Raw genomic sequence first — 23,645 nt, forward strand, 5'->3', positions numbered from 1 at the left:
CGGGGATGGGCGTCGCTGAGCTACCGAGGGGAATCGGGCAGACAGCTGGCGCTACAGACGCGCTTGTAGTCGACGTGGCGACGTGCCACAAGTCGTACTCCCGATGCGCGCATGCAGCCTATTGTGCCACCTCAACGGGCGGCTTCCGACCGTAGATCGATATTTTCCGCAAAAGTGCGGAGAATCCCCTGGACCGTTCGGTGGATTTGTGACGGCGGTCATAGATCATCCGTCCCTGGCGGCCGGTGATGCGTTCGGCTCGCCGAAAGTGAACTGCGCCACTCTGGCTGAGTCCACCTCGGTTGGCGCCCGCCTCGCGTCACGTCGACTTTCGTCTCGCTAATCGCGCGACTTGCCGGACACTGTCCCGCCGGCCGCCTCACTTTGCCCACCAGCCCAGTTGACCTGAAGCTCACTTCAGGTATCAGACTCTGCGGCATGAGTACCACACCTGTCGACACCGAACTCGACGCGATTCGCACGGTAGTTGCGACCATCCAGCACTCCCAGCAGAACGAACTGGTCGACGAGTTCGTCGGACTGTTCCGCGAGGACGCCATCTGGACCACCGGCGGCGGCAAGCGACTGTTCGGCCGCGCGGCGATCGCCGAGTTCACCGCCGAGGTCCTGCCCGGCGCCATGCGCGACGGCACCGCCACCTACGAGATCGAGCACGTCCTGTTCATCCGGCCCGACGTCGCCGCCGTCAAGGTCCACCAGCGCTACCTGACCAACGACGGCCAGGTCACCGGCGAAGGTTCCCCGATGTACGTCATGTCCAAAGAGAACGGCCACTGGCTACTAACCGCCAACCAGAACACCGTCATAGCCGAATCCTGAGATCGGTGAGGGGGAACTGATGCCGGCATCGCCCGAGTAGCGAACAGCATCAGTTCCCCATGAGCATTCGTCCAAGTCCAATTGGGTAGCGGGGGAGGCGTCGAGTGTCGGTTGTGGGGCGACCTGCACACTGGAGGGGTGAGTTCACCTGCGGCTATCCCTGTCGGCACCGAGACGTCCGGCCCGGTGCTCGGCGACTTCGGGGGCGGGCCGTTCGGGATATACGTGCATGTGCCGTTCTGCGCGACACGCTGCGGATACTGCGATTTCAACACCTACACCGCGGGCGAACTCGGGACCTCCGCGTCGCCGCAGTCCTGGCTGGCGGCGCTGCGCGGTGAGTTGGCCACGGCGGCAGAGCAGTTCGCGGCACTGCCGACGGCCACGCCCGAGGTGGCGACGATCTTCGTCGGCGGTGGCACCCCGTCCCTGCTGGGTGGCGAGGGACTGGCCGCGGTCCTCGATGCCGTGCGCGACAACTTCACCCTCGCCGTGTCCGTCGAGGTGACCACCGAGTCCAACCCCGAATCCACCTCGCCGGAGTTCTTCGACAGGATCCGCGCCGCCGGCTTCACCCGGATCTCGCTCGGCATGCAGTCCGCCGCCGCGCACGTGCTGAAAGTTCTGGACCGCACCCACACCCCGGGCCGGGCCGTCGCCGCCGCGCGAGAAGCCCGCGCCGCCGGTTTCGACCACGTCAACCTCGACCTCATCTACGGCACCCCCGGCGAACGCGACAGCGACCTGGACCAGAGCCTCGACGCGGTTCTCGACGCAGGCGTCGACCACGTCTCCGCCTACTCGCTGATCGTCGAAGACGGCACCGCGCTGGCCCGCCGCGTGCGCCGCGGCGAACTCCCCGCACCCGACGACGACGTACTCGCCGCCCGCTACGAACGCATCGACGCTCGCCTCACCGCCGCGGGATTGAGCTGGTACGAGGTGTCCAATTGGGCCGCAAGCGAAGCCGCGGCCTGCCGACACAACCTCGGCTACTGGGACGGCGGTGACTGGCTCGGTGCCGGTCCCGGCGCGCACAGCCACGTCGGCGGCGTGCGCTGGTGGAACATCAAACACCCCGCCCGGTACGCCGACCGCGTCGCCGGCGGCGGCCTGCCCGCCGCGGGGTGGGAAACCCTCACTCCCGACGAGCGCTACACCGAACGCGTCATGCTCGCCGTCCGCCTCCGCACCGGGTTGCCCCTCGCCGAACTGGACACCGCTGGTGCCGCGGCTGCCGACCGCGTCATCGCGGACGGTCTCGCCACTCGCGCGGGAGACCATCTCGTCCTCACCGATGGAGGCAGGTTGTTGGCCGACGGAGTGGTCCGTCAGCTACTTGTCCCGTAGTCAGGGTCCAGCGGTGTCGAGAGGGGTCGACACCAAGATTTCGCACTCGGCTAGCTTGTCCGGCGTTGCCAGCTGGAAGTGCCGCGCGACTCGTCCCGGCAGTTATGTGACGTAACACTCATCGTGCCTCGATCTGGATCGAGTGTGCGGCCGCAGGCCCCATCCGCGCCGACAAATCCACCTTCGGCGGCGTTCCGTAGCCTCGGCGGCCCTGCCCGCTCCGGGGCGCTCGCAAGCGTCCGACCACCTCGGAAGGCGGCGGAATTTGTTCCCCTTCGACGCGCCCCGCCACCTGTCGAATTGTCCGTATCGTGCCGCCCGACAGACCCCGGTCAGCGAACTGCCGGGTCGGTTCGGCTGTCGCGGAGCGAGCGCGCCTTGTAGGCTTCGATCAACCCCAAGGAGATTCATGTCCCCGGCACGACACATCACTCTCATCCACGAACCGGGCGAATTCGCCGAGGCGCGGGCAAATGAAAAGGCCGAAACTGCGCGACAGAGCGCGGTAGCCGCACGCACCGTTGCCAGCTATTCACAGAACGCCGATGATTGCCAATCCCTATTGGCGATGCTCGGCCTGGACGCACTCGCCGGCAAACAAGCCAGGGTCTGCGACTAACCAAACCTCCCGCCGGCGAAAGCCATTCGCGGGGTGTCACCCGTACGCGGCGCGGAAGCGCTGGACGACACGCGACGGGTCATCGAAAAACACAGCGCCGCGCGATCATTGCGATCGTGCGGTGTCTGGCGTCTGTGTGCGCGGTAGGTCGGACGGACTCCGCTGCTGTGCTGGCGTGTCACCGTGCAGGTGATCGCTTGCAGCTGTGTCGCCGTGCAAGCGGAACCGACCTGTGCGGCGGGCATCAGGGCAACGCTCGCCCAGCCGTAGGCATCGCTCCGGTTAGCTGAACCGCAGTCGGCACGGGGGCGGACTCCGCCTGGTTTGCGGCCGCCCTGATATGCCGTGCTGCCCGAAAGATCGATCGGACGTCCAGATGGTTCGGGCCGGCACTGACTGCGGCGCCTGCCGTAGCTCCGGTTCTGACCACCCCGCCCCGGACCGGCCCTGGGCTCAGGTCGGCTGTGGACCGGCGGCTCGGCGCGGGCCCTCCCTCCTACTCCTGCTCTGGCCTCGGGCTCGGCTTCGGCGTCGGGTTGCGGCCGCGGCCCCGATATTCGGCGGCGCAAGTCTGCCGCCACGCTCGAAGTGCGAAACCCCGGCTCAGCGGGGCGTTCGGCGCGGCACTGCTGAGTAAGCGGCGGGAGGGGCGCATAATTGGGGTGATCACGAAGGGGCTGGCGTGGGAACTGATGATGTAAGTGGTTGGGGGCGGAGTGAATTCGAGATGACCTGTTCGCATACGGACAATTCGGGATCTGTCGACCTGCTGTACGCGGTCCGGCACGGGCAGAGCACTGCGAATGTTGCTCTTGCCGCCGGCGAACTCATCGAATCCGACGACATGACCATCGAACTGACCGAGTTGGGGGAGCGGCAGGCCGTGGCGGTCGGCCGATGGCTGGTTTCCCTGGACCCTGATCAGCTGCCTGACCTGGTGCTTTGCTCGCCGTACCTGCGGGCAGTGCAAACCTGGCAACTCGCCGAACAGGAATTGCGCGCGGCGAACCGGACACTCCCGTGCCATCGCATCGATCAGCGGTTGTACGACCGATCCCGTGGCCAGTTGAAACACCTACCGCGGGCCGCTGTGCGCGAGCGCTTCCCTGACGAACCCGGGAAAGAAGCTCGCGACCCACTCGGCTACCGCCCGCCCGGCGGCGAGTCGTTCAAGGATGTCGCCGAGCGCCTCCGCGGCGTAGTGTCCGATCTCCGATCCGAGCACCGGCATCGCCGCGTGCTGATCGTGGCGCACGACGCCGTCGTACTCTTTCTCCGTCAAATTCTCGAGAACCTCACCGACACAGCAGTTTTGGCGCTCGCCGAAGAGGGGCTCGCGGGCAACGGCTCGATCACCGGCTGGCAGCGCACCGCCGACGGCTATCAGCTGCTGACCTACGACGAGCGCACCCATCTACCTGAAACCTGACCCCACCAATTGCCTGCGCGCGCAACATGTCCCACCATCACCGCTCGATGATGTTGTCCCGCACCGCCGGTGGTAGTCCGACCACGAGCTGCGAGACATTCCTGCGCACCTGACCCACCCGCAGTTCCGGCGGCAGCGACTGCCACACCTGACGGATCTGCTCGCGCGCATGGTCGAGTTCCCCTTGGCGCGTCCATAACGAGGCCATGTCGAGGTCGAGCAGCGCACGACCGACCTGGTCCTTCTCCGCCATCGGTAACTCGAGCATGCGGTCGCGGATCGCCTCGGCCGCCCGCCAATCCCCGATCGAACTCAGCGCATGCGATTGATGCCACCGCAGGATGTATTCGGAGGTGCCGAGGTTGTCGTCGGTCGTCGCGGTCTCCGGCAGGGCGTCGAACATCCGCTCCGCCGCGTTCACCGCCTCCAGCGCGTCCCGGCGCCGCCCGATTCTCGCCTGAATCCCCGCCTCGGCCAGCAACCCGAACACACCCGCCGCGGTCGGCGTCCGTCCGCTGGCCGCCTGCGCCGAACGCGCTGCGGCCAATCCTTGATCGAGGGCGTGCCGATAGCACTCGTGGGTGTGCGCCATGTGCCCGGCCAGCCAGGCCTCGAGCGAAGGGTCGCCGGCATGGCGGGCGGCCCGGCGCGCTTTGGCGAACCACATGAATGTGTCGTGCAGATCGGCGACGTCGTTCAGTCGAAAAGCGATGAGGCCCGCCAGAATTGCCTCGATGCGGTGCAGCCGCCGGTGCAGATCGGCGGAGTGATCGGTCAGCTTCACATGCTGGACCTGAGCCAGGTCGCGCATCCGCGCGGGAATGTATTCCGAAGGGGGAAGGACATATACGAGATAGCCGCTGAGTTCGAGGCTTTCCTCCAGTGCGCGAACGGTATCCCGCGCGGTGGAGCCGACATGTGAAGCCGGAGCGACGACCAAGCGGCCGGGTAAAGCGGGAGAAGGGGTTTCGTCGTCGGTGTAGTCGTGTCCGAAACCGAGCCGGTCCGGTCGCGTGCGGTACAACCGGCACAGGGCGTCGAGGAACTGATAGGTCGGCATGTCGAGGCCGGTCTCCCAGCGGGACACGCTCTGATGGGACAACCCCCGGCACGACGATCCGTCGGCGCTGACAATCTGCTGTAGTCGCTGCGCGACATCGACGAGTGTGAACCCATGCGCGATGCGATGAGCGCGCAACAAGGAAACCCCGCAATGCGATCGCACCGCGTGTACCTGCTCCCACGTCGACCCACCCGCGGCCTCGTATTCGCGTACGACTCGTCTTCCGCACGCAATGCTGTGCTGCCCACCCACAACATCTCCAGATCATTGGTGTTTCTGATAGTCGGGACACGCGTAGGTATCTGCGACGTCCGCGCTTTCGACGGTATCCCTGCCCTACGACTTCGTCCATAAAAGTCGTGGTTCTGCGCGTAAGGCGTGCAAGAGCGGGGCAATCCCTGGCCGCAGGCCCCGGTCAGCGGCACGCTGGGGGTATGAAAAAAATCGTCATCGTCGGCAGGGTCCTGGCAAACCCGGAGTGTGCCGCCGACGAGGATGACCACGTGTCATTCGCCCACAAAATGGTGCACGTAATGACGCCTATCGCGACTGTGGTGACCGCTCTGGCCACCTTCGTGACCGCGGCCTCGGAAATGAACACCCTGGCCGTGACGGCCCTGGCGGGAGCCTGGGTGGTGGCAGGTTGGCTGGCTCGCGGCCGCCGCTGTCACTGTCGTGATGATCGAAAGCACGCCCGGCTGCATAATGCGGCAGGGGGTACCGCCTAGTCGAATCCCGCCTGACCGAGGCACACACCGGATACGCGACGCCGTAGCGGGAGTCGTTCAGCCCGTACCGTTGTAGCTGCGGCAAGTCGCGAAAAAATACCCGGGAGTACGGAACCTGGGTGTCGCTCAAATCGGTAATGTGAGCGATATCAACGGGTCCGAGATCGTACAAAGCAGACATTTCACTGACCTGCGCGGTATCGGAGCGCTGGTTCTGCTAACCGCGTCATTTGCCATGCTCACCGTGGTGTCGCGCTATCTCGGTGGCGGCTTCACCGCGCCCGAACAGGTCTATCTCCGTACGGGTCTGGCGTTCTTCATCGCGATAATCGCATTCAGCCGATGTATCCGCTGGCGCACCGTGCTGCGGATCAGCGCGCGGGAATGGTGCGTGGTGATCGGACGTACCGTGCTGCTGTACGTAGTCGGCACCACCCTGTTCGCGAAGGCCGCCGGGATGACGGCGGTGAGCGACATTTCGTTCATCGCCGCCTTGCCGCTGGTCGCGGCCCTCGGGATGCTGCTGCGCAGCGTGCGCGTGTCTGCCGTGCGGATCGTGTTCGTCGGTGGATCCGCCGTGGGTGTCGCGATCCTGTCGGGATTCGGCGGCAACGCGTCGAGCTCGCTGAACTATGGCAACCTGCTCGCGCTGGTCGCCATGGTGGCGATCTCGCTGAGTTACCTCGGCCGGGATCTGCACGACGGGACGCTGAACAATCACGAACTCACCGCGCTGACCCTCGGTGTCGGTGCCGTGGGGGTCGCGCTGACCTCGCTGCTGCAAAGAGATGGCCTGCCGCATGTCCAGGCGAACGCGTCAGCGGTAATGCTTTGGGCCGCAATCGGTATCGGCGGAGTGCTCAGCGTACTGAACGTCTTCCTCATCAACTATTCGTTCGAACGAGTGGACCCCGTGCTCAGCGGCAACATGCTGACCGTCGAGTGCGTGTGGGGGCTGCTGTTCGGGCTGATCTTCTTCGGTCAGGTGCCCACGTGGAGCGGGATCATCGGCGGGGGGCTGATCGTGTTGTGCGCGCTGGCGCTGAACATGCTCGATGGGCGCGGCACCGAGACCGTCACCGAGCCCGATGGCGACGATCCGGTGACCGCGCAGCAACCGGAGCTCGCGCTGGCCGCGGCCGAGCAGGCGCCGCCGGTGCTCCGGATGTATCTGCCGGAGGGACGCGATCAGCCGCGCACGGAGCGTGCGGAAGAGCTGGCCGCGAGCCACTCCTGGATCGGGACGTGGGACCCGGCGAGTGGTCAAGGGCAGCGGTCTGTGGCCAGTTGAGGAGGATCCGCGCACAGCGTCGCTCCGGGCTGTCTGGGCACGATTATCGGGAGTTTGTTGCGTCGCAGGCCGCAGGCTTTTCGAGGGCGTCGACACAATTCGCTTTCACTGGCGACGGAGTTATTTAGCGTCAGCAATATTTCTCTTCGGAAATAGGTTAATCCGTGACTGTTAATTGTGCGCTCATAATTTGCGGCACCTGTGAACGCATTATTCCGAACGCCGTAATGCGATTTGAAGCGACAGGCATCAATGTGCAGGCGCTCGCAATTGTTACGTCAAGTAGTTGGTTACCAGGTGGCTTCTTCTAGGCGATTCAAGGCCTGGGTTATCCAGGTGGTGAAGTGACTGGTCAGGTCGGTGGGGGTGGTGGGGCGGATGGTGATGTGCGGGCCGCGGATTTCGGTGTAGCGGCCGTCGTCGGTGATGTCGTGCCACTGCAGGACGTTCCGGGGTTGAGCGAGGGCGTGCAGCGGGGCGGCGATGAGGACGGCGGTGCCGCCACCGTCGGCGGGGCGGCCGACGAGGCGTTGGTATTGCTCACGAGGGGTTTGGCGGGCGACGTCTTCGAAGTAGCCGTCGCGGCGCGGTGCGATGTCGTCTGGGTGGAAGGTGGCCGGCGCGGCGGTGCCTGGCGGGCAGGCGGGGAGGGACTGGACGGTGCGTGCGGCAAGGCTTTCCGGGCGGAACATGCGGACGCGGATCGGGCCGTGCTCGGTGGCGGTGCCCGCCTGCATCAGGGTGACGGCGTGATAGGCGTTGCGGGCACCGATGATTCGGTATTCGCGTAGGTCATCTCGGCCGGTGCTTTTCTTGTGTTTGCTTGTGCCGCCGAGGATTTCGATCCGTATGCCGGACGTGCCCAAGGTGTGCAGCGCTAGCTGGATCTCCTCCAGCTCATCGGCGGTATAGCGGTCGCGGACTGCGCGGCGATGTGCCGCGAACTCGTCGCGCAATGCGAATCGGCTCGTGTAGCGCAACGGACCGGGGAACCGATCATGGGCATCGGAATACCAGAGTGCAGCGAAATCATCTGGTTCCCAAGTCCATTCAGTCATCTCGGTCCGATCTTCTCCGTGTTCTTTCTGTTCGTGAGTGCCCTCGACGGCCGCGCTCGCACCACCGAACTGCGCCCGGCGAGCACCGCCACCGCGAACGGAACATGGCGGCGGCGAAACGCGAGGTTCCGCCGTGCGGTCCCGTTCGGTGCGGTGTCGTGCGGTCTAAGTGGTGTTGTCGCCGCCGATTACGCCGCCGGGGATCGTCCTCGGGAGCTCACCGAGCAGTTCGTCGGTGTTTTCCTGGGTGATCAGGTAGTCGGGGATCTTGTGTTCGGAGTCGTCCTCGGACTGACCACCGCGCGCGCCCATGCCCGGGGCGCCCATGCCGGGGGCCCCGCTCGCGCCACGAGTAGCCGCCGAGGCTGCTGCCGCCGGGGTGGACGTGGTGCTCGGAACGGCGGGACTGCCGGAGATACTGCGGCCGGGTTGCGGGGTCTTCGAACTAGGCGAACCCGGACTACTGGGGCTGCCCGATCTGCTGGGGCTGCCGGGACTGCTCGGGGAGTACGGCGTCCCGGTGCCCGTCGGCGCGGTCTTCGCCGGATCGGTGGAGGTGGGGTTGCTCGGTGTCGGGGTGGTCGTCGGGTTGGTGCCGGCCGGTGTGGTCTGAGTGCCTGCCGGGTTCGTCGAGGCCGGTGTGGTCTGCTCGGGCTTCCGGTTGTCAGCCAACTTCGGGTCCTGCGTCGACGGTTCGTCCGGCTTGCCATCGCCGTCTTTGCCGCCGGGAACAGTGGAGTTGTTCGAAGCCGGGTCGGTGGTAGTCGACGTGGGTTGGTTCGGCTGGCCGCCGGTGTCGGTGTTGTATCCGCCTGGCGGAGGTGTGATGTCGACAGCCTTGGTGGGACTCGTCGGGGTGGGCAGGACGGGGATCTTGCCGTCGATCTGGCTGAACGGCTGCACGTAGTGCTCGTTCATCGCGACGCGCGCCTTCTGCGTCTCCTCGGTCTGGTCGCGCTGCAAGTCCCACCGGCGCGGCGGCCACGCCCAGGACGTCCAGGTGACCTCGACGGGATCGGGAATCGCCTTCTTGGTGTTGACGATCGCGGTCGCCGCGTCGCGCACCCGGGTGTGCAGTTCGGCCAGCGCGGGCGTCAGCGTGTGGGCGTCGGTCGTGTAGGCCTGGATCGAGTTCTTCGAAGCCTCGGCGGCAGGCCCGGACCACGCTTGGGAGATCGAGTTCTGGATCGAGCGAGCGAAGGTCGCCACGCCCTGCTCCCAGAGTTGGTGCATCTGCCAGTACTTTTCGGCCTGACCGATCGCGTTGGTGGTATCGAGCGGGTCGAATGCACTTTTGATTTCCGGGTGATCCCAGCTGTCGGTGTGCTCGCCGCCGCCCGGAATCCGTGGGGATTCGTATCCGGTCATCGGGCGGTTCCATCCGGGAGGAGGTACGGGCCGGCGGGGAGTTGCGCGGGTGGGCGCTCGGGGAGTGTCGCGTTCAAATGCGTGAACTCGCTGGCAAAGTTGCTGTCCGCCTGCATCATTCGCTCTCGGGCGGCTCGATGGACTTCCTGGAGGTCTTCGACGATCTTGTAGTGCTGATTCATGATCGAGTAGACATCGTTGCCCTCGCCCGCGAGCTTGGCCTTCTGTTTGAACCGCTCGACGACAGTCCGTCCTGACACCATTTCGTCGTTTTCCTCGCCGAGTCCCCAGCTCGGCTGTCGCGACACTTGCTCTGCGAGTCCTTGGATCTGCCGGATTACGCCTTTGAAGTATTCGCAGTCGCGGTCTATATAGACGAAGTCCTCAGGCTTCATTTCGACTGTCGCTTGCCCGTCCCGCACCGCACTGATCATGTTCGCCATGGGGCGGGGCATTGGCGTCGTGTCGTCACCCATTTCGGTCCATCCCTCCCTGTGAATCCATTCGCTTACAGTGGGTTACGTCGAAGCAGGCATCGCCGGTGCAACCTTCTCAGCCAGACCCCGAGCCAAGTCGCAAGTGTTGAGCTGCCCTGTGGCCTTGTTCGATGCCGGGTTGGTGAGATTGAACTCGAGGCTGCCACCCTTCATCTCCACATTGACGGTGCATGCCGCCTCTGGGTGATCATCGACCTGACGGGTCGAGATCGCGTGACGAGTACCGATCGTGAACTCACGGCTGTCTGGGAACTTCTTCTCGCGGACCAGGTCGACGGTGATGTTCGTTGTTTGGATGCTTGCTGCGTATCCGTCCGGCTGGACCCACATGCAGCCTCGCCACTTGACGCCACCGTTTGCATTGGAGTCATTCGGGATCTTCTGGCGCAGTTTCTCTGAATCGAGCACGGCCTGCGGGACGTCGTTGCATGGATTGAAGCCCGACGGAACATCCGCAGCGAGACCTGCCTTGGAAGTGGCTGGGCTATTCGTGCTTCCCGTGGGCTTCCCGTTCCCATCGTCCGAAGGCCCACACCCCGCCAACACAAACACGGCACCAAGAACGAGACCGGACACCTTCCACGACAGAGACCTGCTCGTCATCGGATCCTTCGCCCGCCGGTGCTCGAATCGATCGCGCGGGACCGGACCGGCTTCTCCGCCCCCCGCTTCAGCTCACGCTGACGCTACCGATGCGTCTACCTGCGTGCAAGCGAGTCGCGTCGCAGGTCGGCGGCCGTTGGTGGCGGGTCGGTCAAAGCTGTCCGAGGTCGGGCCCGGGACTTCACACAGAACGAAGTCCCGGCCCCGGCTCACATCCTCAGCACAGCCTTACCGCAGCTCGAACCCCCCACTGGCAACACCGGCGATGAAGACCTCCCACTCACTGGAGCTGAAAACAAGCGCAGCCCCGTTCGGGTTCTTCGAGTCACGAACGCCGACCCCGTCGCCGCCGAGAAAGGCGACCTCTACGCAGTCCTGACTGGGGCTGCTGTAGCTGCTCTTGAACCAGGAGGCTGTCGATAGATCTGTTCTCACCTTGCGTACTCCTTCGCGATCTTGTGGATGAGCGTGCGACTGCGGGACTCGTCCAATGCAGAACGTCGCAAGTCGATACATGCCTGCTGATACTGCTGCACCTCGTCGGTCTTCTCGAGGTACAGCGCTCCGGTGTGGCCCTGCAGGTAGACAACAGGCGGCTCAGTCAGATGTGCCGTTGGGTGCCTTGGGAATTCGAGCAGCGCGAACGGCCCTACCGCCAGGCCTCCGTACGCCTCCGCACTGAGCGGAACCACCCGCACGCAGACGTTCGGTAGCTCGCCGACTCGGGCGAGATGGTGGAGCTGATCAATCATCACCTCCGAACCACCGATGGCCCGGCGCAGGATGCATTCGTCCACGATGGCGTCGACGGTCAACGGACTGTCGGCTTCGGTCAACCGAACCTTCCGCCGAGTGATCAGTTCGATCCGCTGTTCGACTTCCTCGATGGGCATTGTGGGTGAGTCCACCCCGATCATCGCCCGCCGATATTCATCGGTCTGCAACAACCCCGGCAGCAGCACCGTCTGATACGAAACAACCCTCTTCGCAGCCTCTTCCAACCCGATGAACAAATCGAAATGCTTCGGCACGGCATCCCCGTACGCATGCCACCATCCGGTGCGATGCGATTCTTCCGCCAGTCCGAGCAGCATCGTCGTCACGTCCTCGGGCGCACCGTACACCTCGCACAACCGCCGGATGAACAACGGATTCAACCGCACGGGTTGCCCGGTCTCCATCCGCCACAGTGTTTGTTTGCCAACGCCTATCGCCAGTCGCGCGATTTCCGCGCTGACGCCTGAATTCTCCCGGAGTTCACGCAGCTGACGTGCCAGCATGCGCCGGGGGAGGGTGGATCCGGTGGGGGTCACGGCAATTCCCTTTCGTAGCCTCACTATTGGCCAGGTATGCAACTGGAACCGCATGGACGGGAATCCTTGGAACCTTGCGAATTTTCCCCTGGTTCCACTACTGGGAACGTTCCCGCCGATCATTTCCGGTGCTCTACTGAACGCGCGCCCCGGTCCGTGTCATCGAAGACTTGAAACCCTATCGGCGAGAGCGGGTTCAGGTCCACTCGGAACCGGGGGCACCAACCGATCGATCGAGGTGAGTCGAGGTTCGATATGCATGACCCAACGTTCAGAGACACCCCTTTTTCGCGCTGTGCCTATTACCGCCGCACCTGCGGGCTACCGGCCGGCATCCAACCGGAAGCAGGCCGAATCATCGTCAAGGTCGGCCTGGTCGGCGCGATCACCATGCCCGCCCGGCTCGGCCAGCGCGTCCGGGACGACATGCTGTTCCGTGGCTGCCCGGTCGGCCCGATAATGGCCCATATCCGTTCCCGCCGTTGGACTTTCCTGTGTCGGCCGGATGTGCCCGATGACCCCCGTCTCTTCACCGAACTATTCCGTCTCGACGTCGCCGTCGTGCCGTTCGGCGGTGAGATCGCCCTTCCGTCCCCAGCGGATTCGCACACCCCGTCCCGCGCCTGGGTCGTCCTGCCACGGGACACTTTCCGCCCCTCTTGCGCGGTCATCATCGACTACCTGCGCGCCTGCACCAAGAGGCCTGCCCGTTGACCCCACAGCCCACGAAAATCCAAGCGCCCCAGACACACTGCGTGCGAACACCGCAGACATTGTTGGATCCTCACACCCCTTCTGTGAGCCGCGCACCCATTACGCGGTGTGTGCAGCTCCTACAAAGGGTGTGCAATACAGCCCACGCACCGGGGGAGGTAATCGCGTGAATGGTTCGTTGCCGACGAGAAGCCAAGTGCTGCGCGCGTGCCGCGGCGAGGACACTGACGACCATCCGTTGTTACGCGCGGTTCGGGAGTTGACCGCACTGCACGAACACCGGCTGTCCACTCCGCACGAATCCGTCTGCCATATAGACGAATATCGTGCTCGGGAGGTCCGTGACATCGATCGCTGGGTCACCGTGCACCTCCCCGTCGCACACGGCGGTGCCTATGTGCACACCGAAACCCTCGGCGCGATCCTCGATCGCCTCGCTCGGCTCACCGCGAACGCCTATGCATCCCTGGCCGGCGAATCGGACTGGGAGCTCTGGTTCGCCTGGGAACGCCTCGCCGAACTAGCGGTCGGCTACGAGGACCTGATCACCGAACTGAACGCAGGCCGCCGCCGTCTGCCGAGTGGGTGCTGATCATGAGTTTTGTTCGTGTGACGTGGTTTCCGACACTGATTAGGTCACGATTCACCGGGTATTCGAGAACCGATAAGGGAGCCGCCGCTATTGGGTTAACCTGCCGTGGATCGTTCGATAAGCCGAGGGAGTTGCCGTTGATCTCAGGCGGCAGACGGGGCTGGGCGGCCATGGCAGCACTGGCCACGGTCGTCCTCATGATGTGCGCGTGCGGCACCATCTCCACCGAGGCGAAGGTGCGCCCGAGCGCCGAATCCACCGCCCCGAAAGCGGCGAAAGCGCAGGCGGGCACGCCGGGTTCGCAAGAGCTGGCCGCTATCGCGCCCGGCACGGCCGACCTCATGGCGCGGATCCGCGCCACCGACCCGTGCGCACTGCTGAATCGCGAATTCGCCGAGCGCTTAGGTCTTTTCCAACGTTACGACCGCAGTCCCGGATTGGAACGCGGCGGCGGTTGGACCGGTTGCGGATTGATACTCAATGCCCCCGATGATGCTTACTATTCGTTCAATCTGGAACTGGACAAGCTCTACACCTCGTCCCAGCGGGCTGCGGACCGGACCGAGCAGGTCAACGGCCGCACCGTGTACCGCAGCACGAGCAGCGACGACAGGCCCGAGGCGTACGGCTGCGACTACCGAATCCCGGCCGGGGACACCGGATTCGCGCACCACTTGAGCGTCGCCAAGATGACCGGCCCGGCGAAAACACCGGTCCCGTGGTCCCAGCCCTGCCGATTCGTCAGGGAATACCTCACCGCGACAATCGACGGCCTCACCGCCTTGCCACCCCATGTCATCGAGGAACCTGCCGGACGCTCACTGCGACAGCGCAACCCATGCGGCGCCACCTCGCAGATCGCTGCCCAGTTCACCGGCTGGCAGCTGACCTCCGTCGGCTGGACCAAGGCCTACAAATGCGCCATCACCCTCGTCCAGACCGGCGGCGCGCACCGTGCCACGGTCGAGGTCTCCTTCGACCAGAGCAACGAGCAGATGGTCAAGACCGGCGAGGTCAACCGCCTGCCCTCCGGCCTAGACGGCGGACAGGCCATCCAATATGCGCGCCACACGAACGTCGAGGGTCTGACCGGCACCGAACTCCGCACGGTCCAATCCACCGACCCCACTCGGGAAAACTCCACCTGCGCAATCACCCTGAACTACCGCCGCGCCGACCCACCGACCGCAAGCAACGCCCACCTCTTGCGCGTCTCGGTCAACCTCGCCCCGGCCACTCCACCCTTCCCGTTCGACGCCTGTACCCAAGTCGTCCAGGTCGCGCCCACGGTCCTGCGCGCGATCCCCTGACCCGAACGCACGTCGGCTTCACCTGCATCGACCGCAGTCCAGCCCCTCCACCCGTGGCGCGCAAGCGGCGATTCGGGTATAGGCAATTAGACTGGTTAACCAGACGGACCGGGATTCGCAGGAAGTTGTGCGATGTGGCGGGTTCGCCGACGGCCTACGGCGGCGTACCCGAGGACGGAAGCGAGGAGGTGGGGCCGATGTCGAGCACCGAGGACAGGCGGTTCGAGGTCCTGCGCGCGATCGTCGCGGATTATGTCGCGACCAAGGAGCCGATCGGGTCGAAGAGCCTGGTGGAACGGCACAATCTGGGTGTCTCCAGTGCAACAGTGCGCAACGACATGGCGGTGTTGGAGGCCGAGGGCTACATCACGCAGCCGCACACCAGTTCCGGGCGCATCCCCACCGACAAGGGCTACCGGCAGTTCGTGGATCGGATCGCCGAGGTGAAGCCGCTGTCGGGGGCGGAGCGGCGGGCGATCATGGAGTTCCTGGAGTCGGGGGTAGATCTCGACGACGTGCTCCGTCGCGGTGTGCGACTGCTGGCCCAGCTGACCAGGCAGGTTGCGGTCGTCCAGTATCCGTCGGTGTCCGCGTCGACGGTGCGGCACATCGAGGTGGTCGCGTTGAATCCCGCGCGCCTGCTGCTCGTGGTGATCACCGACACCGGCCGCGTCGACCAGCGACTCGTCGAGCTCGGCGCGCTGATCAACGACGACGATTTAGCCGCACTGCGCGGCATGCTCGGCGGCGCGATGGACGGCAAGCGGCTGGCCGCGGCGTCGGCGGCGGTGGCCGAACTGCCCGAGCAGGCGCCGCCGCGGTTGCGCGATGTGCTGATCCGGGTGTCGACGGTGCTGGTGGAGACGCTGGTGGAGCATCCGGAGGAACGACTGGTGCTCGGCGGCACCGCCAACCTGACCCGCAACGCTGCCGACTTCGGGTTCCCCGGCTCGCTGCGTGACGTGCTGGAGGCGCTGGAGGAGCAGGTCATCGTGCTCAAGCTGCTGGCCGCCGCGCAACAGCCAGGCACCGTGACGGTGCGCATCGGCGAGGAGACCCAGGTCGAGCAGATGCGCGGAACCTCGGTGGTATCGACCGGTTACGGCACGTCGGGGGCGATCCTCGGCGGCATGGGTGTGCTCGGCCCCACTCGGATGGACTATCCGGGCACCATCGCCTCGGTGGCGGCGGTTGCCCGCTACATCGGTGAGGTCCTCGCCGAACGCTGACGGCTCCGATGCCGCTGATACGCTCGTAGTTCCGGCCGGATAAAGTTGAGTGCATCCGACTAATGCTGTCGATCAGCATGCGGTTGGAGCGGTGAAGCACCGTCGGCACTGTCGAGAACGACCAAGGACTAGAGAACTCAAGTGGCACGGGACTACTACGGACTGCTCGGCGTCGCGAAGAACGCGACCGACCAGGAGATCAAGCGCGCCTATCGCAAGCTGGCGCGGGAGCTCCATCCCGACATCAACCCCGATGAGACGGCGCAGGCCAGGTTCAAGGAAGTGTCTGCCGCCTACGAGGTGCTGTCGGATCCGGAGAAGCGACGCATCGTCGACCTCGGCGGCGACCCGCTGGAGTCCGGTGGCGGCGGTGGCGGGTTCTCGGGCGCCGGTTTCGGCGGACTCGGGGATGTGTTCGAGGCGTTCTTCGGTGGCATGAATGCCTCGGGTGGCGCGCGCAAGCCGCGTGGCCGGGTGCAGCCCGGCGCGGACTCGCTGCTGCGGACCCGGCTCAGCCTGGCCGAATGCGCCGTCGGCGTGACCAAGCATCTCACCGTGGACACCGCGATCCTCTGCGACGTGTGCACCGGCGCGGGCACCAACGGCAAATCCAAGCCGGTGCGCTGTGAAACCTGTGGCGGCGCAGGCGAAGTGCAATCCGTGCAGCGCTCCTTCCTCGGCCAGGTGCTGACCTCGCGTCCCTGCCCGACCTGCCGCGGCGCCGGCGAGACCATTCCCGATCCGTGCCACAAGTGTGGTGGCGACGGCCGGGTGCGCGCCCGTCGCGAGATCGCCGCGCCGATTCCGGCCGGTGTCGCGAACGGCATGCGGGTGCGGCTCGCCGCGCAGGGCGAAGTCGGCCCGGGCGGCGGCCACGCCGGTGACCTGTACGTCGAGATCGTCGAGCAGCCGCACGACGTCTTCGTCCGCGACGGCGACGACCTGCACTGCACCATCCGCGTGCCGATGGTCGACGCCGCGCTGGGCACCACCGTGGTGATCGACACCATCCTGGACGGTCCCACCGAGCTGACCATCGCGCCGGGCACCCAGCCGGGCGAGGTCTCGGTGCTGCGCGGCCACGGCATGCCGCGGCTGCGGTCCGGCGCGCGCGGCGACCTGCTCGCGCACCTGGACATCGTGATCCCCGCCAAGCTGGACAGCAAGCAGACCGACCTGCTGCGCAAGTACAAGGGCATGCGCCCGAGCGAGCGCGCCGAGGTCATGTCCACCCAGTCCGAGCACAACAGCGGCCTGTTCGCCAGGCTGCGGGCCTCGTTCAGCGGACGCTAATTGGCCGCGACGGTCTTCTACCTCGACGAGGTGCCCGAACCGGGCGCCGTCGCCGTGCTCGACGGCCCGGAGGGCAGGCACGCCGCCACGGTGCGCCGCATCCGGGTCGGGGAGCCGATCACCCTGTCGGACGGGCGCGGCGTGCTCGCCGAATCGGAAGTCGTTGCGGCGCAGCGTGATCGGCTGGAGTTGCGGATCTTGAACCGCACTGTGGCGCAAGCTGTCTCGCCACGCGTGACCGTCGTTCAAGCGCTGCCGAAATCGGACCGCTCGGAGCTGGCCGTTGAGCTGATGACGGAGGCGGGCGCCGACAGCATCGTCCCGTGGCAGGCTGCTCGCTGCATCGCGAACTGGGAAGGCAAGGCGGGCAAGGCCGTTGACAAGTGGCGTGCCGCCGCACGCTCGGCCGCCCGCCAATCCCGCCGCGCCTATATCCCCGAGGTCGCCGATCTGCATCGCACTCGCGATCTCCTCGAGTTGATCCGTAAAGCCAAGGCGGGCGGCGCAATCGTGGCGGCGCTGCACGAATCCGGCGCGGGCCGTTTCACCGAGCTCTCTTTCGCGGACGTGCCCGAAGTAGTGCTGATCGTCGGACCCGAAGGCGGCCTCGACAACTCCGAGCTGTCCGCGCTGTCCGAGGCCGGTGCCGACATCGTCCTGCTCGGCCCCACCGTGCTTCGCACCTCCACCGCGGCAGCCGTCGCCTTGGGTGCGCTCGGCGCCCTGACGCCTCGCTGGTAGCGAACGACCTCAGGCCTCTACGCGGAGATTCTGAGCCCGAAACGCCAACGTGGACACCAGGATCAATGCCACCGTCAGCAGACCGGCGACGCAGACGACGAGTCCTGCCCACCCGTGGTGGGTATAGGCGATACCTACGGCACCGCCGACAACACCGCTGCCCACATAGAACGAGAACAGATACAACGACGAGGCAGCGCCCCGATTTCCGGACGCCAGCACGCCGACCCAAGCACTCGCCACCGTATGCGCGCCGAAAAAGCCTGCCGTGCACAGGGCCATGCCCAGGATGAGAGTCACCAGGTTGTCGGGCACGGTCAAGACCAATCCCACACCCATGAGCAGCACCGTGCCGGCGAGCACCCGATGACGGCCGGCCCGATCAGCGAGCCGCCCGGCAACCGTCGCGACCGCAGTGCCCGCGAAATAGAGCAGAAACACCAAACCCGCTACCGCATCAGGCAATTCGAACGGCGGCTGCGTCAGCCGGTAGCCGAGGAAGTTGTAGAGCGAGACGAAACCACCGACCAGCACCAGCGCGAGCCCGAACAGCGCGAGCAGCCCGCGATGGCGTAGCTGAAGGGCGAGATCGCCCAGCATGGTACGGATTCCGGCGGGCCGCGCGACGAAACCACGCGACGGCGGCAGACTGCGGACGAACCACACCGTGCACACCGCGGCGGCCACCGAGATGACCGCCTCGGCCCAGCGCCAGGAGCCGAGACCGAGGACGAACCCCGGAATAACCCGCCCGACCAGCCCGCCCATGCTGGTGCCCGCGATATAGACACCCATCGCGGCCCCGAGCCCCGACGTGCCGATCTCCTCCGCGAGATAGGCCATCGCCACGGCGGGCACCCCGGCCAAGGTGAGCCCTTGCAGCGCTCGCCCGGTCAACAGCACCTCCAGCGACGGGCTGAACGGCAGCAACAGGCCGATCACCGCCGACCCGACCGCGGAAACCATCATCACGCGGGTGCGGCCGATCCGCGAGGACAGCGCGCTCACCGGAATGATCGCCAGCGCGAGAAACCCGGTGGTGAGCGAAACCGCAAGCGCCGCATGGGCCGGGGTCGCATCGAAGGCGGCGGACAGGCTGGGCAGCAAGGCCTGTGTGCTGTACATCGTCGCGAAGGTGGCCAAGCCCGCCGCGAACAGCGCGGTGGTGATCCGGCGCTCGTGTGCCGTGCGGCCTGCGGCGGCGGGCCCGGTCTTCGTCGAGGTCATGGCTTTCAGGATCGCGAGCGAACCCTTCCGAAGGGAAATGAATAATAATGGTCGAGTTGATGCGCTGAGCGCATATAGGGAGAGCAGCCCATGCCGCTCTCGGCTGTGCTGTGACACGTGTCACCGGAAGGGCGGGCCCCGTGCTGAGCGAAGACCTCGAATGGTTCATCACGCTCGCCGAGCTGGAACGCGTCGGCGCGGCCGCCGAACGCCTGCACCTCGCCCAGCCGACCCTGTCCCGCATGCTCGGCAGGCTGGAGCGCAGGCTCGGCGTAGAGCTGTTCGACCGCCGCGGCAAACGCATCATCCTCAACGAATTCGGCCGCATCTATTACGAACAGGCGCGCCGCGCGCAATCCGAACTCGACACCGCCGCCAAGTCCATCGCCGATCTGAACAGTCCCGCCAACGGTGTTGTGCGCCTGTCTTTCCTGCATTCCTTCGGCGGCTGGCTCGTCCCGCAACTGGTCGGCGAATTCCGCCGCGGCTCGGCCAGAATCACCTTCGCATTGCGCCAAGGACCCGCCGAAATGGTGGCCACCGATGTGCTCGACGGAACCTCCGATCTCGGTATCGTCTCGCCGCGCCCGAGCGTGGCGGGCATCGGCTGGCGCGGCCTGCTGCGGCAGCGGCTCGCGCTGGCCGTGCCCGCCGATCACCGGCTGGTCGGCCGCAGGCAGGTCCGCCTGGTCGAGGTCGCCGACGAGGACTTCATCGCCATGCATCCGGGCTTCGGCATGCGCCGCATCGTCGACGAACTGTGTGCCGCCGCCGATCTTCGCCCGCGCATCGCCTTCGAGGCCAGTGATCCTGTCACCGTCGCGGGCCTGGTCGCCGCAGGTCTCGGCGTCGGGGTGCTGCCGGAGGAAGATCTCGGGCCCGCGAGCTCGGCCCGGGTGGCCGGTGCGAAGGCGGACGGGCGGCTGGCCGGGCCGGTGCTGATTCCGCTGGCGGACGCCGGTGCCACCCGGGACGTCGGGTTGGTGTGGTCGGCCTCGACGTCCGCGCCGGGGGCGGCGCGACGTTTTCGTGATTTCGCCGAGGGTTGGGCCGAGCGCCGCGGGGGAATCCCGTGAAGACCCGGTCCCCCCGTTAGCGGCTTATTCACTGGGCGGTGTCGGTGGGGCGCGTTAAACTTTCATCAACACAGCAGCACGTCGAGACCGGAAAGCAGGCTGTAGCCACTTTTGAGAACACAAGGCGAGATCGGCGACCCGACGACATCCACAACAGGTATCGGCGCCGACGAAACCAGCTCGGGTCCCGCAGCACGCACCGTGCGTTCCAGTATCGAACTCGCTCCCGAATCCGTGTTCCCGTTCCTCGGTTCGGCCGACCAGAACCTGCGTGAACTCGAACAGCTGCTCGACGCGGACATCCACGTCCGCGGCAATTCCGTCACCCTCACCGGCAAGGCGGCCGACGTCGCCCTCGCCGAGCGGGTGATCGAACAGCTCGTCGCGCTCACCGGCCGGAATCGAGTGGTGACCCCGGAAGCGGTGCGGCACACCGTGTCGATGCTCACCGAGGGCTCCTCCGAGTCCCCGGCCGAGGTGCTCAGCCTGGACATCCTGTCCCGGCGCGGCAAGACCGTGCGGCCCAAGACGCTGAACCAGAAGCGCTACGTCGACGCGATCGACGCCAACACCATCGTGTTCGGCATCGGCCCCGCCGGCACCGGCAAGACGTATCTGGCGATGGCCAAGGCCGTGCAGGCGTTGCAGACCAAGCAGGTCACCCGGATCATCCTCACCCGTCCCGCGGTGGAGGCGGGGGAGCGGCTCGGCTTCCTGCCCGGCACGCTCAACGAGAAGATCGACCCGTACCTGCGCCCGCTCTACGACGCGCTGCACGACATGATGGATCCCGAGGCCATTCCGAAGTTGATGGCAGCCGGCGTCATCGAGGTCGCGCCGCTGGCGTACATGCGTGGCCGCACGCTGAACGACTCGTTCATCGTGCTCGACGAGGCGCAGAACACCACGGCCGAGCAGATGAAGATGTTCCTCACCCGCCTCGGGTTCGGTTCGAAGATCGTGGTGACCGGCGACGTCAGCCAGGTCGACCTGCCGACGGGTGCGCGGTCCGGCTTGCGCGCGGCCAGCGAGATCCTCACCGACATCGACGACATCCACTTCTCCTACCTGACCAGCAGTGATGTCGTGCGGCACCGGCTGGTCGCGGACATCGTCGACGCCTACGACCGGGCCGAGTCGGAGACCAGGCCGCAGGTCGGCCCGCACTATCCGGGCAACCGGGCCCAGCGGCGCGCCGCCAACCGCGGCGACCGGCGCTGAGCCGCGTGCCGGACACCGTCCGGCTGACATCCCGCGACGCCGGGTGTCAGCCGGACGGCAGCATGCCGTGACATAGGCTGACCGGGTGAGTATCGAGATCGCCAACGAGTCGGGTATCGACGTACCCGAAGAAGATCTGGTCAGTGTCGCGCGCTTCGTGATCACCCGGATGGATGTGCACCCCGCCGCGGAACTGTCGATGGTGCTCGTCGATCTCGACACCATGGCAGACCTGCACATGCGCTGGATGGACCTACCCGGCCCGACCGACGTGATGTCCTTCCCGATGGACGAACTCGAGCCGGGCGGGCGCCCCGACAGCCCCGAACCCGGCCCGTCCATGCTCGGCGACATCGTGCTGTGCCCCGAGTTCGCCGCCGGGCAGGCCCGCAAGGCCGGTCACTCGCTGGACCACGAACTCGCGCTGCTCACCGTGCACGGCGTGCTCCACCTGCTCGGCTACGACCATGCCGAGCCGGAGGAGGAGAAGGAAATGTTCGCGCTGCAGGCCCGACTGCTCGAAGAGTGGTACGAGAGCCTGCGCGAAGCACAGCGGCGGGCCGAACTAGCCGCCCGCGACGCCAGGCTGCTGGGGAAGGCGGGCTTCACCACACCTGGTGACGCATTAGGACCCGCGTGAGTTCGCTGACCCTGATAACTTTTGCCGTCCTGCTCGTCCCGGTCGGCGGCGTATTCGCGGGCGTCGATTCGGCGTTGAACACCATCTCGCCGGCTCGGGTCGACGATATGGTGCGCGCCGATCGGCCCGGCGCCGTACGGCTCAGCAAGATCGTCGCCGACCGCGCCCGCTACGTGAACCTCATGGTGCTGCTGCGCATTCTGTGCGAAATCGGCGCCACCGTCCTGCTCGCCGCGGCGTTGATCGCGGTCTGGGACGACAATTGGGCGCTGCTGGTCACCGCCGCGGTGATGGTGCTGGTGTCCTATGTGGTGATCGGGGTCGGCCCCCGTACCCTCGGCCGCCAGCACGCCTACTCGATCGCCTTGGCCGCCGCGCTGCCGTTGCAGTTCATCGGCGCGCTGCTCGGCCCGCTCAGCCGGGTGCTCATCCTGCTCGGTAACGCGATCACGCCGGGTAAGGGCTTCCGCAACGGCCCCTTCGCCTCCGAGATCGAGCTGCGCGAAGTGGTCGAGATGGCCAGCGAGCGCGGCGTGGTGGCCGACGACGAACGCCGAATGATCCAGTCCGTCTTCGAACTCGGCGACACCGCCGCCCGCGCGGTGATGGTGCCGCGCACCGAGATGGTCTGGATCGAAGCGGATAAGACTGCGGCACAGGCGATGTCGCTCGCGGTGCGATCCGGGCACTCGCGTATCCCGGTGATCGGCGAGAACGTCGACGACATCCTCGGCGTGGTGTACCTGAAAGACCTTGTGCCCTATGCGGAACGGAGTCGCAAGGTGCTGGTGCGCGAAGTGATGCGCCCGGCCGTGTTCATGCCCGACTCCAAACCGCTGGACAGCCTGCTCGACGAGATGCAGCGCAGGCGCAACCACATGGCGCTGCTGGTCGACGAGTACGGCGGCATCGCCGGGCTGGTGACCATCGAAGACGTGCTCGAGGAGATCGTCGGCGAGATCGCCGACGAATACGACACCGACGAGACGCCGCCCATCGAAGACCTCGGCGACGGCCGCTATCGCGTTTCGGCGCGGCTGCCGATCGAAGACCTCGGCGATCTGTACGGACTCGACATCGAGGAAGAAGACGTCGACACGGTCGGCGGGTTGATGGCGCACGAACTCGGCCGGGTGCCGCTGCCCGGGTCGAAGGTCGTGGTGCACGGGTTGATGTTGCGTGGCGAGGGCGGCGCGGACACCCGAGGGCGGGTGCGGGTGCACACCGTGGTGGTGCGCAAGGTGACGGACAAGGCACAGAACGCCGACGGCGAACAGCCGAACGGCACACACAAGGGCAATGGATCGGATCGGGAAGTCCCGGCCGGTCGACACGAGGACGGAGACACCGAATGACCGAATTGGATCCCGAGGACAACAAGTTACTGGTGCTGGCGCGCGGCGCGATGGGCCGCACCGGCGGCACCAGCGGCGCGGCCATCCG

General features: G+C 66.1%; 26 protein-coding genes. 17 read left to right on the forward strand and 9 right to left on the reverse strand.

Features of this window, described 5'->3' with window-relative positions; all coding sequences use genetic code 11:
* Positions 1 to 20: 20 nt before the first annotated feature.
* On the reverse strand, positions 21 to 113 hold the full coding sequence (locus tag NN4_RS46990) for an Ms4527A family Cys-rich leader peptide (RefSeq protein WP_370465231.1): 93 nt from the start codon (positions 111 to 113) through the stop codon (positions 21 to 23).
* A 325-nt stretch (positions 114 to 438) separates the two neighbouring features.
* Here NN4_RS46990 and NN4_RS31695 point away from each other — a divergent pair, with 325 nt between their 5' ends.
* The 4 genes from NN4_RS31695 to NN4_RS31710 all read left to right on the forward strand — a co-directional run bounded on the left by NN4_RS31695 (position 439) and on the right by NN4_RS31710 (position 4,238).
* Positions 439 to 840: an SgcJ/EcaC family oxidoreductase gene (locus tag NN4_RS31695; protein WP_147139120.1), complete on the forward strand. Its 402-nt coding sequence runs from the start codon at positions 439 to 441 to the stop codon at positions 838 to 840.
* Between the two features lie 186 nt (positions 841 to 1,026).
* Positions 1,027 to 2,190 (forward strand): radical SAM family heme chaperone HemW, encoded by a 1,164-nt coding sequence (hemW, locus tag NN4_RS31700; RefSeq protein ID WP_147139166.1) that lies wholly within the window; start codon positions 1,027 to 1,029, stop codon positions 2,188 to 2,190.
* A 409-nt stretch (positions 2,191 to 2,599) separates the two neighbouring features.
* Complete coding sequence (locus tag NN4_RS31705; protein ID WP_107654883.1) at positions 2,600 to 2,809, forward strand: hypothetical protein; 210 nt, start codon at positions 2,600 to 2,602, stop codon at positions 2,807 to 2,809.
* A gap of 727 nt (positions 2,810 to 3,536) precedes the next feature.
* Positions 3,537 to 4,238, forward strand: a complete 702-nt coding sequence (locus tag NN4_RS31710) for a histidine phosphatase family protein (RefSeq protein WP_147139122.1) — start codon at positions 3,537 to 3,539, stop codon at positions 4,236 to 4,238.
* Between the two features lie 37 nt (positions 4,239 to 4,275).
* On the opposite strand, the gene NN4_RS31715 is transcribed toward NN4_RS31710, so the two are convergent.
* Positions 4,276 to 5,553, reverse strand: a complete 1,278-nt coding sequence (locus NN4_RS31715; RefSeq protein ID WP_147139124.1) for a helix-turn-helix domain-containing protein — start codon at positions 5,551 to 5,553, stop codon at positions 4,276 to 4,278.
* A gap of 182 nt (positions 5,554 to 5,735) precedes the next feature.
* On the opposite strand from NN4_RS31715, the gene NN4_RS31720 reads away from it, so the two are divergent.
* The gene (locus tag NN4_RS31720; protein ID WP_147139126.1) at positions 5,736 to 6,029 is read left to right on the forward strand and encodes a hypothetical protein; all 294 of its coding nucleotides are present in this window, start codon (positions 5,736 to 5,738) and stop codon (positions 6,027 to 6,029) included.
* 139 nt (positions 6,030 to 6,168) lie between these two features.
* Positions 6,169 to 7,320, forward strand: coding sequence for a DMT family transporter (locus NN4_RS31725; protein ID WP_147139128.1), 1,152 nt, complete (start codon positions 6,169 to 6,171; stop codon positions 7,318 to 7,320).
* A gap of 290 nt (positions 7,321 to 7,610) precedes the next feature.
* On the opposite strand, the gene NN4_RS31730 is transcribed toward NN4_RS31725, so the two are convergent.
* The 6 genes from NN4_RS31730 to NN4_RS31755 all read right to left on the reverse strand — a co-directional run bounded on the left by NN4_RS31730 (position 7,611) and on the right by NN4_RS31755 (position 12,159).
* Positions 7,611 to 8,378 (reverse strand): ESX secretion-associated protein EspG, encoded by a 768-nt coding sequence (locus NN4_RS31730; protein ID WP_147139131.1) that lies wholly within the window; start codon positions 8,376 to 8,378, stop codon positions 7,611 to 7,613.
* A gap of 165 nt (positions 8,379 to 8,543) precedes the next feature.
* Positions 8,544 to 9,746, reverse strand: a complete 1,203-nt coding sequence (locus NN4_RS31735; RefSeq protein WP_147139133.1) for a WXG100 family type VII secretion target — start codon at positions 9,744 to 9,746, stop codon at positions 8,544 to 8,546.
* Positions 9,743 to 10,222, reverse strand: a complete 480-nt coding sequence (locus NN4_RS31740) for a hypothetical protein (protein ID WP_246181190.1) — start codon at positions 10,220 to 10,222, stop codon at positions 9,743 to 9,745. Before NN4_RS31740 ends, NN4_RS31735 begins: the two co-directional genes overlap by 4 nt.
* A gap of 42 nt (positions 10,223 to 10,264) precedes the next feature.
* Positions 10,265 to 10,846, reverse strand: coding sequence for a DUF3558 domain-containing protein (locus NN4_RS31745; RefSeq protein WP_147139135.1), 582 nt, complete (start codon positions 10,844 to 10,846; stop codon positions 10,265 to 10,267).
* A gap of 228 nt (positions 10,847 to 11,074) precedes the next feature.
* The gene (locus tag NN4_RS31750) at positions 11,075 to 11,281 is read right to left on the reverse strand and encodes a DUF397 domain-containing protein (RefSeq protein WP_147139138.1); all 207 of its coding nucleotides are present in this window, start codon (positions 11,279 to 11,281) and stop codon (positions 11,075 to 11,077) included.
* The gene (locus tag NN4_RS31755) at positions 11,278 to 12,159 is read right to left on the reverse strand and encodes a helix-turn-helix domain-containing protein (protein ID WP_147139140.1); all 882 of its coding nucleotides are present in this window, start codon (positions 12,157 to 12,159) and stop codon (positions 11,278 to 11,280) included. Before NN4_RS31755 ends, NN4_RS31750 begins: the two co-directional genes overlap by 4 nt.
* Before the next feature lie 255 nt (positions 12,160 to 12,414).
* On the opposite strand from NN4_RS31755, the gene NN4_RS31760 reads away from it, so the two are divergent.
* The 6 genes from NN4_RS31760 to NN4_RS31785 all read left to right on the forward strand — a co-directional run bounded on the left by NN4_RS31760 (position 12,415) and on the right by NN4_RS31785 (position 18,038).
* Positions 12,415 to 12,873, forward strand: coding sequence for a DNA-directed RNA polymerase subunit beta (locus NN4_RS31760; protein WP_147139142.1), 459 nt, complete (start codon positions 12,415 to 12,417; stop codon positions 12,871 to 12,873).
* A gap of 166 nt (positions 12,874 to 13,039) precedes the next feature.
* Positions 13,040 to 13,465 (forward strand): DUF4254 domain-containing protein, encoded by a 426-nt coding sequence (locus NN4_RS31765; protein ID WP_186818727.1) that lies wholly within the window; start codon positions 13,040 to 13,042, stop codon positions 13,463 to 13,465.
* 170 nt (positions 13,466 to 13,635) lie between these two features.
* Positions 13,636 to 14,775, forward strand: a complete 1,140-nt coding sequence (locus NN4_RS31770) for a DUF3558 family protein (protein WP_186818728.1) — start codon at positions 13,636 to 13,638, stop codon at positions 14,773 to 14,775.
* A 197-nt stretch (positions 14,776 to 14,972) separates the two neighbouring features.
* Positions 14,973 to 16,004: a heat-inducible transcriptional repressor HrcA gene (gene hrcA / locus NN4_RS31775; protein ID WP_107660156.1), complete on the forward strand. Its 1,032-nt coding sequence runs from the start codon at positions 14,973 to 14,975 to the stop codon at positions 16,002 to 16,004.
* A gap of 141 nt (positions 16,005 to 16,145) precedes the next feature.
* Positions 16,146 to 17,297 carry a molecular chaperone DnaJ gene (dnaJ, locus tag NN4_RS31780; protein WP_107654897.1) on the forward strand — a complete coding sequence of 384 codons (1,152 nt, stop codon included), beginning with the start codon at positions 16,146 to 16,148 and terminating at the stop codon, positions 17,295 to 17,297.
* Positions 17,298 to 18,038 carry a 16S rRNA (uracil(1498)-N(3))-methyltransferase gene (locus NN4_RS31785; RefSeq protein ID WP_147139148.1) on the forward strand — a complete coding sequence of 247 codons (741 nt, stop codon included), beginning with the start codon at positions 17,298 to 17,300 and terminating at the stop codon, positions 18,036 to 18,038.
* A 9-nt stretch (positions 18,039 to 18,047) separates the two neighbouring features.
* Here NN4_RS31785 and NN4_RS31790 read toward each other — a convergent pair whose 3' ends face one another.
* Entirely contained in the window at positions 18,048 to 19,265 is a 1,218-nt protein-coding gene (locus NN4_RS31790; protein ID WP_147139150.1) for an MFS transporter, read from the reverse strand.
* A 140-nt stretch (positions 19,266 to 19,405) separates the two neighbouring features.
* Between NN4_RS31790 and NN4_RS31795 the strand changes: the two genes are divergently transcribed.
* From NN4_RS31795 to NN4_RS46350, 5 genes are all read left to right on the forward strand, one after another.
* Positions 19,406 to 20,341: a LysR family transcriptional regulator gene (locus NN4_RS31795; protein WP_147139152.1), complete on the forward strand. Its 936-nt coding sequence runs from the start codon at positions 19,406 to 19,408 to the stop codon at positions 20,339 to 20,341.
* Between the two features lie 159 nt (positions 20,342 to 20,500).
* Entirely contained in the window at positions 20,501 to 21,562 is a 1,062-nt protein-coding gene (locus tag NN4_RS31800; RefSeq protein WP_147139171.1) for a PhoH family protein, read from the forward strand.
* Between the two features lie 85 nt (positions 21,563 to 21,647).
* Positions 21,648 to 22,202, forward strand: a complete 555-nt coding sequence (gene ybeY / locus NN4_RS31805; protein ID WP_014982750.1) for an rRNA maturation RNase YbeY — start codon at positions 21,648 to 21,650, stop codon at positions 22,200 to 22,202.
* The gene (locus NN4_RS31810; RefSeq protein WP_147139155.1) at positions 22,199 to 23,557 is read left to right on the forward strand and encodes a hemolysin family protein; all 1,359 of its coding nucleotides are present in this window, start codon (positions 22,199 to 22,201) and stop codon (positions 23,555 to 23,557) included. Before ybeY ends, NN4_RS31810 begins: the two co-directional genes overlap by 4 nt.
* Positions 23,554 to 23,645: cytidine deaminase-like protein (locus tag NN4_RS46350; protein WP_503826345.1), on the forward strand; the 92-nt coding region annotated here is incomplete at its 3' end. The genes NN4_RS31810 and NN4_RS46350, both read left to right, overlap by 4 nt.

The sequence above is a fragment of the Nocardia ninae NBRC 108245 genome (genome assembly GCF_007990755.1).
In the GTDB taxonomy this organism is placed as follows: domain Bacteria; phylum Actinomycetota; class Actinomycetes; order Mycobacteriales; family Mycobacteriaceae; genus Nocardia; species Nocardia ninae.

Coding starts and splice junctions, on each gene's coding strand:
- NN4_RS46990 (WP_370465231.1), bottom strand. CDS start 113: ATGCGCGCATCGGGAGTACGACTTGTGGCACGTCGCCACGTCGACTAC.
- NN4_RS31695 (WP_147139120.1), top strand. CDS start 439: ATGAGTACCACACCTGTCGACACCGAACTCGACGCGATTCGCACGGTA.
- NN4_RS31705 (WP_107654883.1), top strand. CDS start 2,600: ATGTCCCCGGCACGACACATCACTCTCATCCACGAACCGGGCGAATTC.
- NN4_RS31710 (WP_147139122.1), top strand. CDS start 3,537: ATGACCTGTTCGCATACGGACAATTCGGGATCTGTCGACCTGCTGTAC.
- NN4_RS31720 (WP_147139126.1), top strand. CDS start 5,736: ATGAAAAAAATCGTCATCGTCGGCAGGGTCCTGGCAAACCCGGAGTGT.
- NN4_RS31730 (WP_147139131.1), bottom strand. CDS start 8,378: ATGACTGAATGGACTTGGGAACCAGATGATTTCGCTGCACTCTGGTAT.
- NN4_RS31735 (WP_147139133.1), bottom strand. CDS start 9,746: ATGACCGGATACGAATCCCCACGGATTCCGGGCGGCGGCGAGCACACC.
- NN4_RS31740 (WP_246181190.1), bottom strand. CDS start 10,222: ATGGGTGACGACACGACGCCAATGCCCCGCCCCATGGCGAACATGATC.
- NN4_RS31745 (WP_147139135.1), bottom strand. CDS start 10,846: ATGACGAGCAGGTCTCTGTCGTGGAAGGTGTCCGGTCTCGTTCTTGGT.
- NN4_RS31760 (WP_147139142.1), top strand. CDS start 12,415: ATGCATGACCCAACGTTCAGAGACACCCCTTTTTCGCGCTGTGCCTAT.
- NN4_RS31770 (WP_186818728.1), top strand. CDS start 13,636: ATGGCAGCACTGGCCACGGTCGTCCTCATGATGTGCGCGTGCGGCACC.
- hrcA (WP_107660156.1), top strand. CDS start 14,973: ATGTCGAGCACCGAGGACAGGCGGTTCGAGGTCCTGCGCGCGATCGTC.
- NN4_RS31790 (WP_147139150.1), bottom strand. CDS start 19,265: ATGACCTCGACGAAGACCGGGCCCGCCGCCGCAGGCCGCACGGCACAC.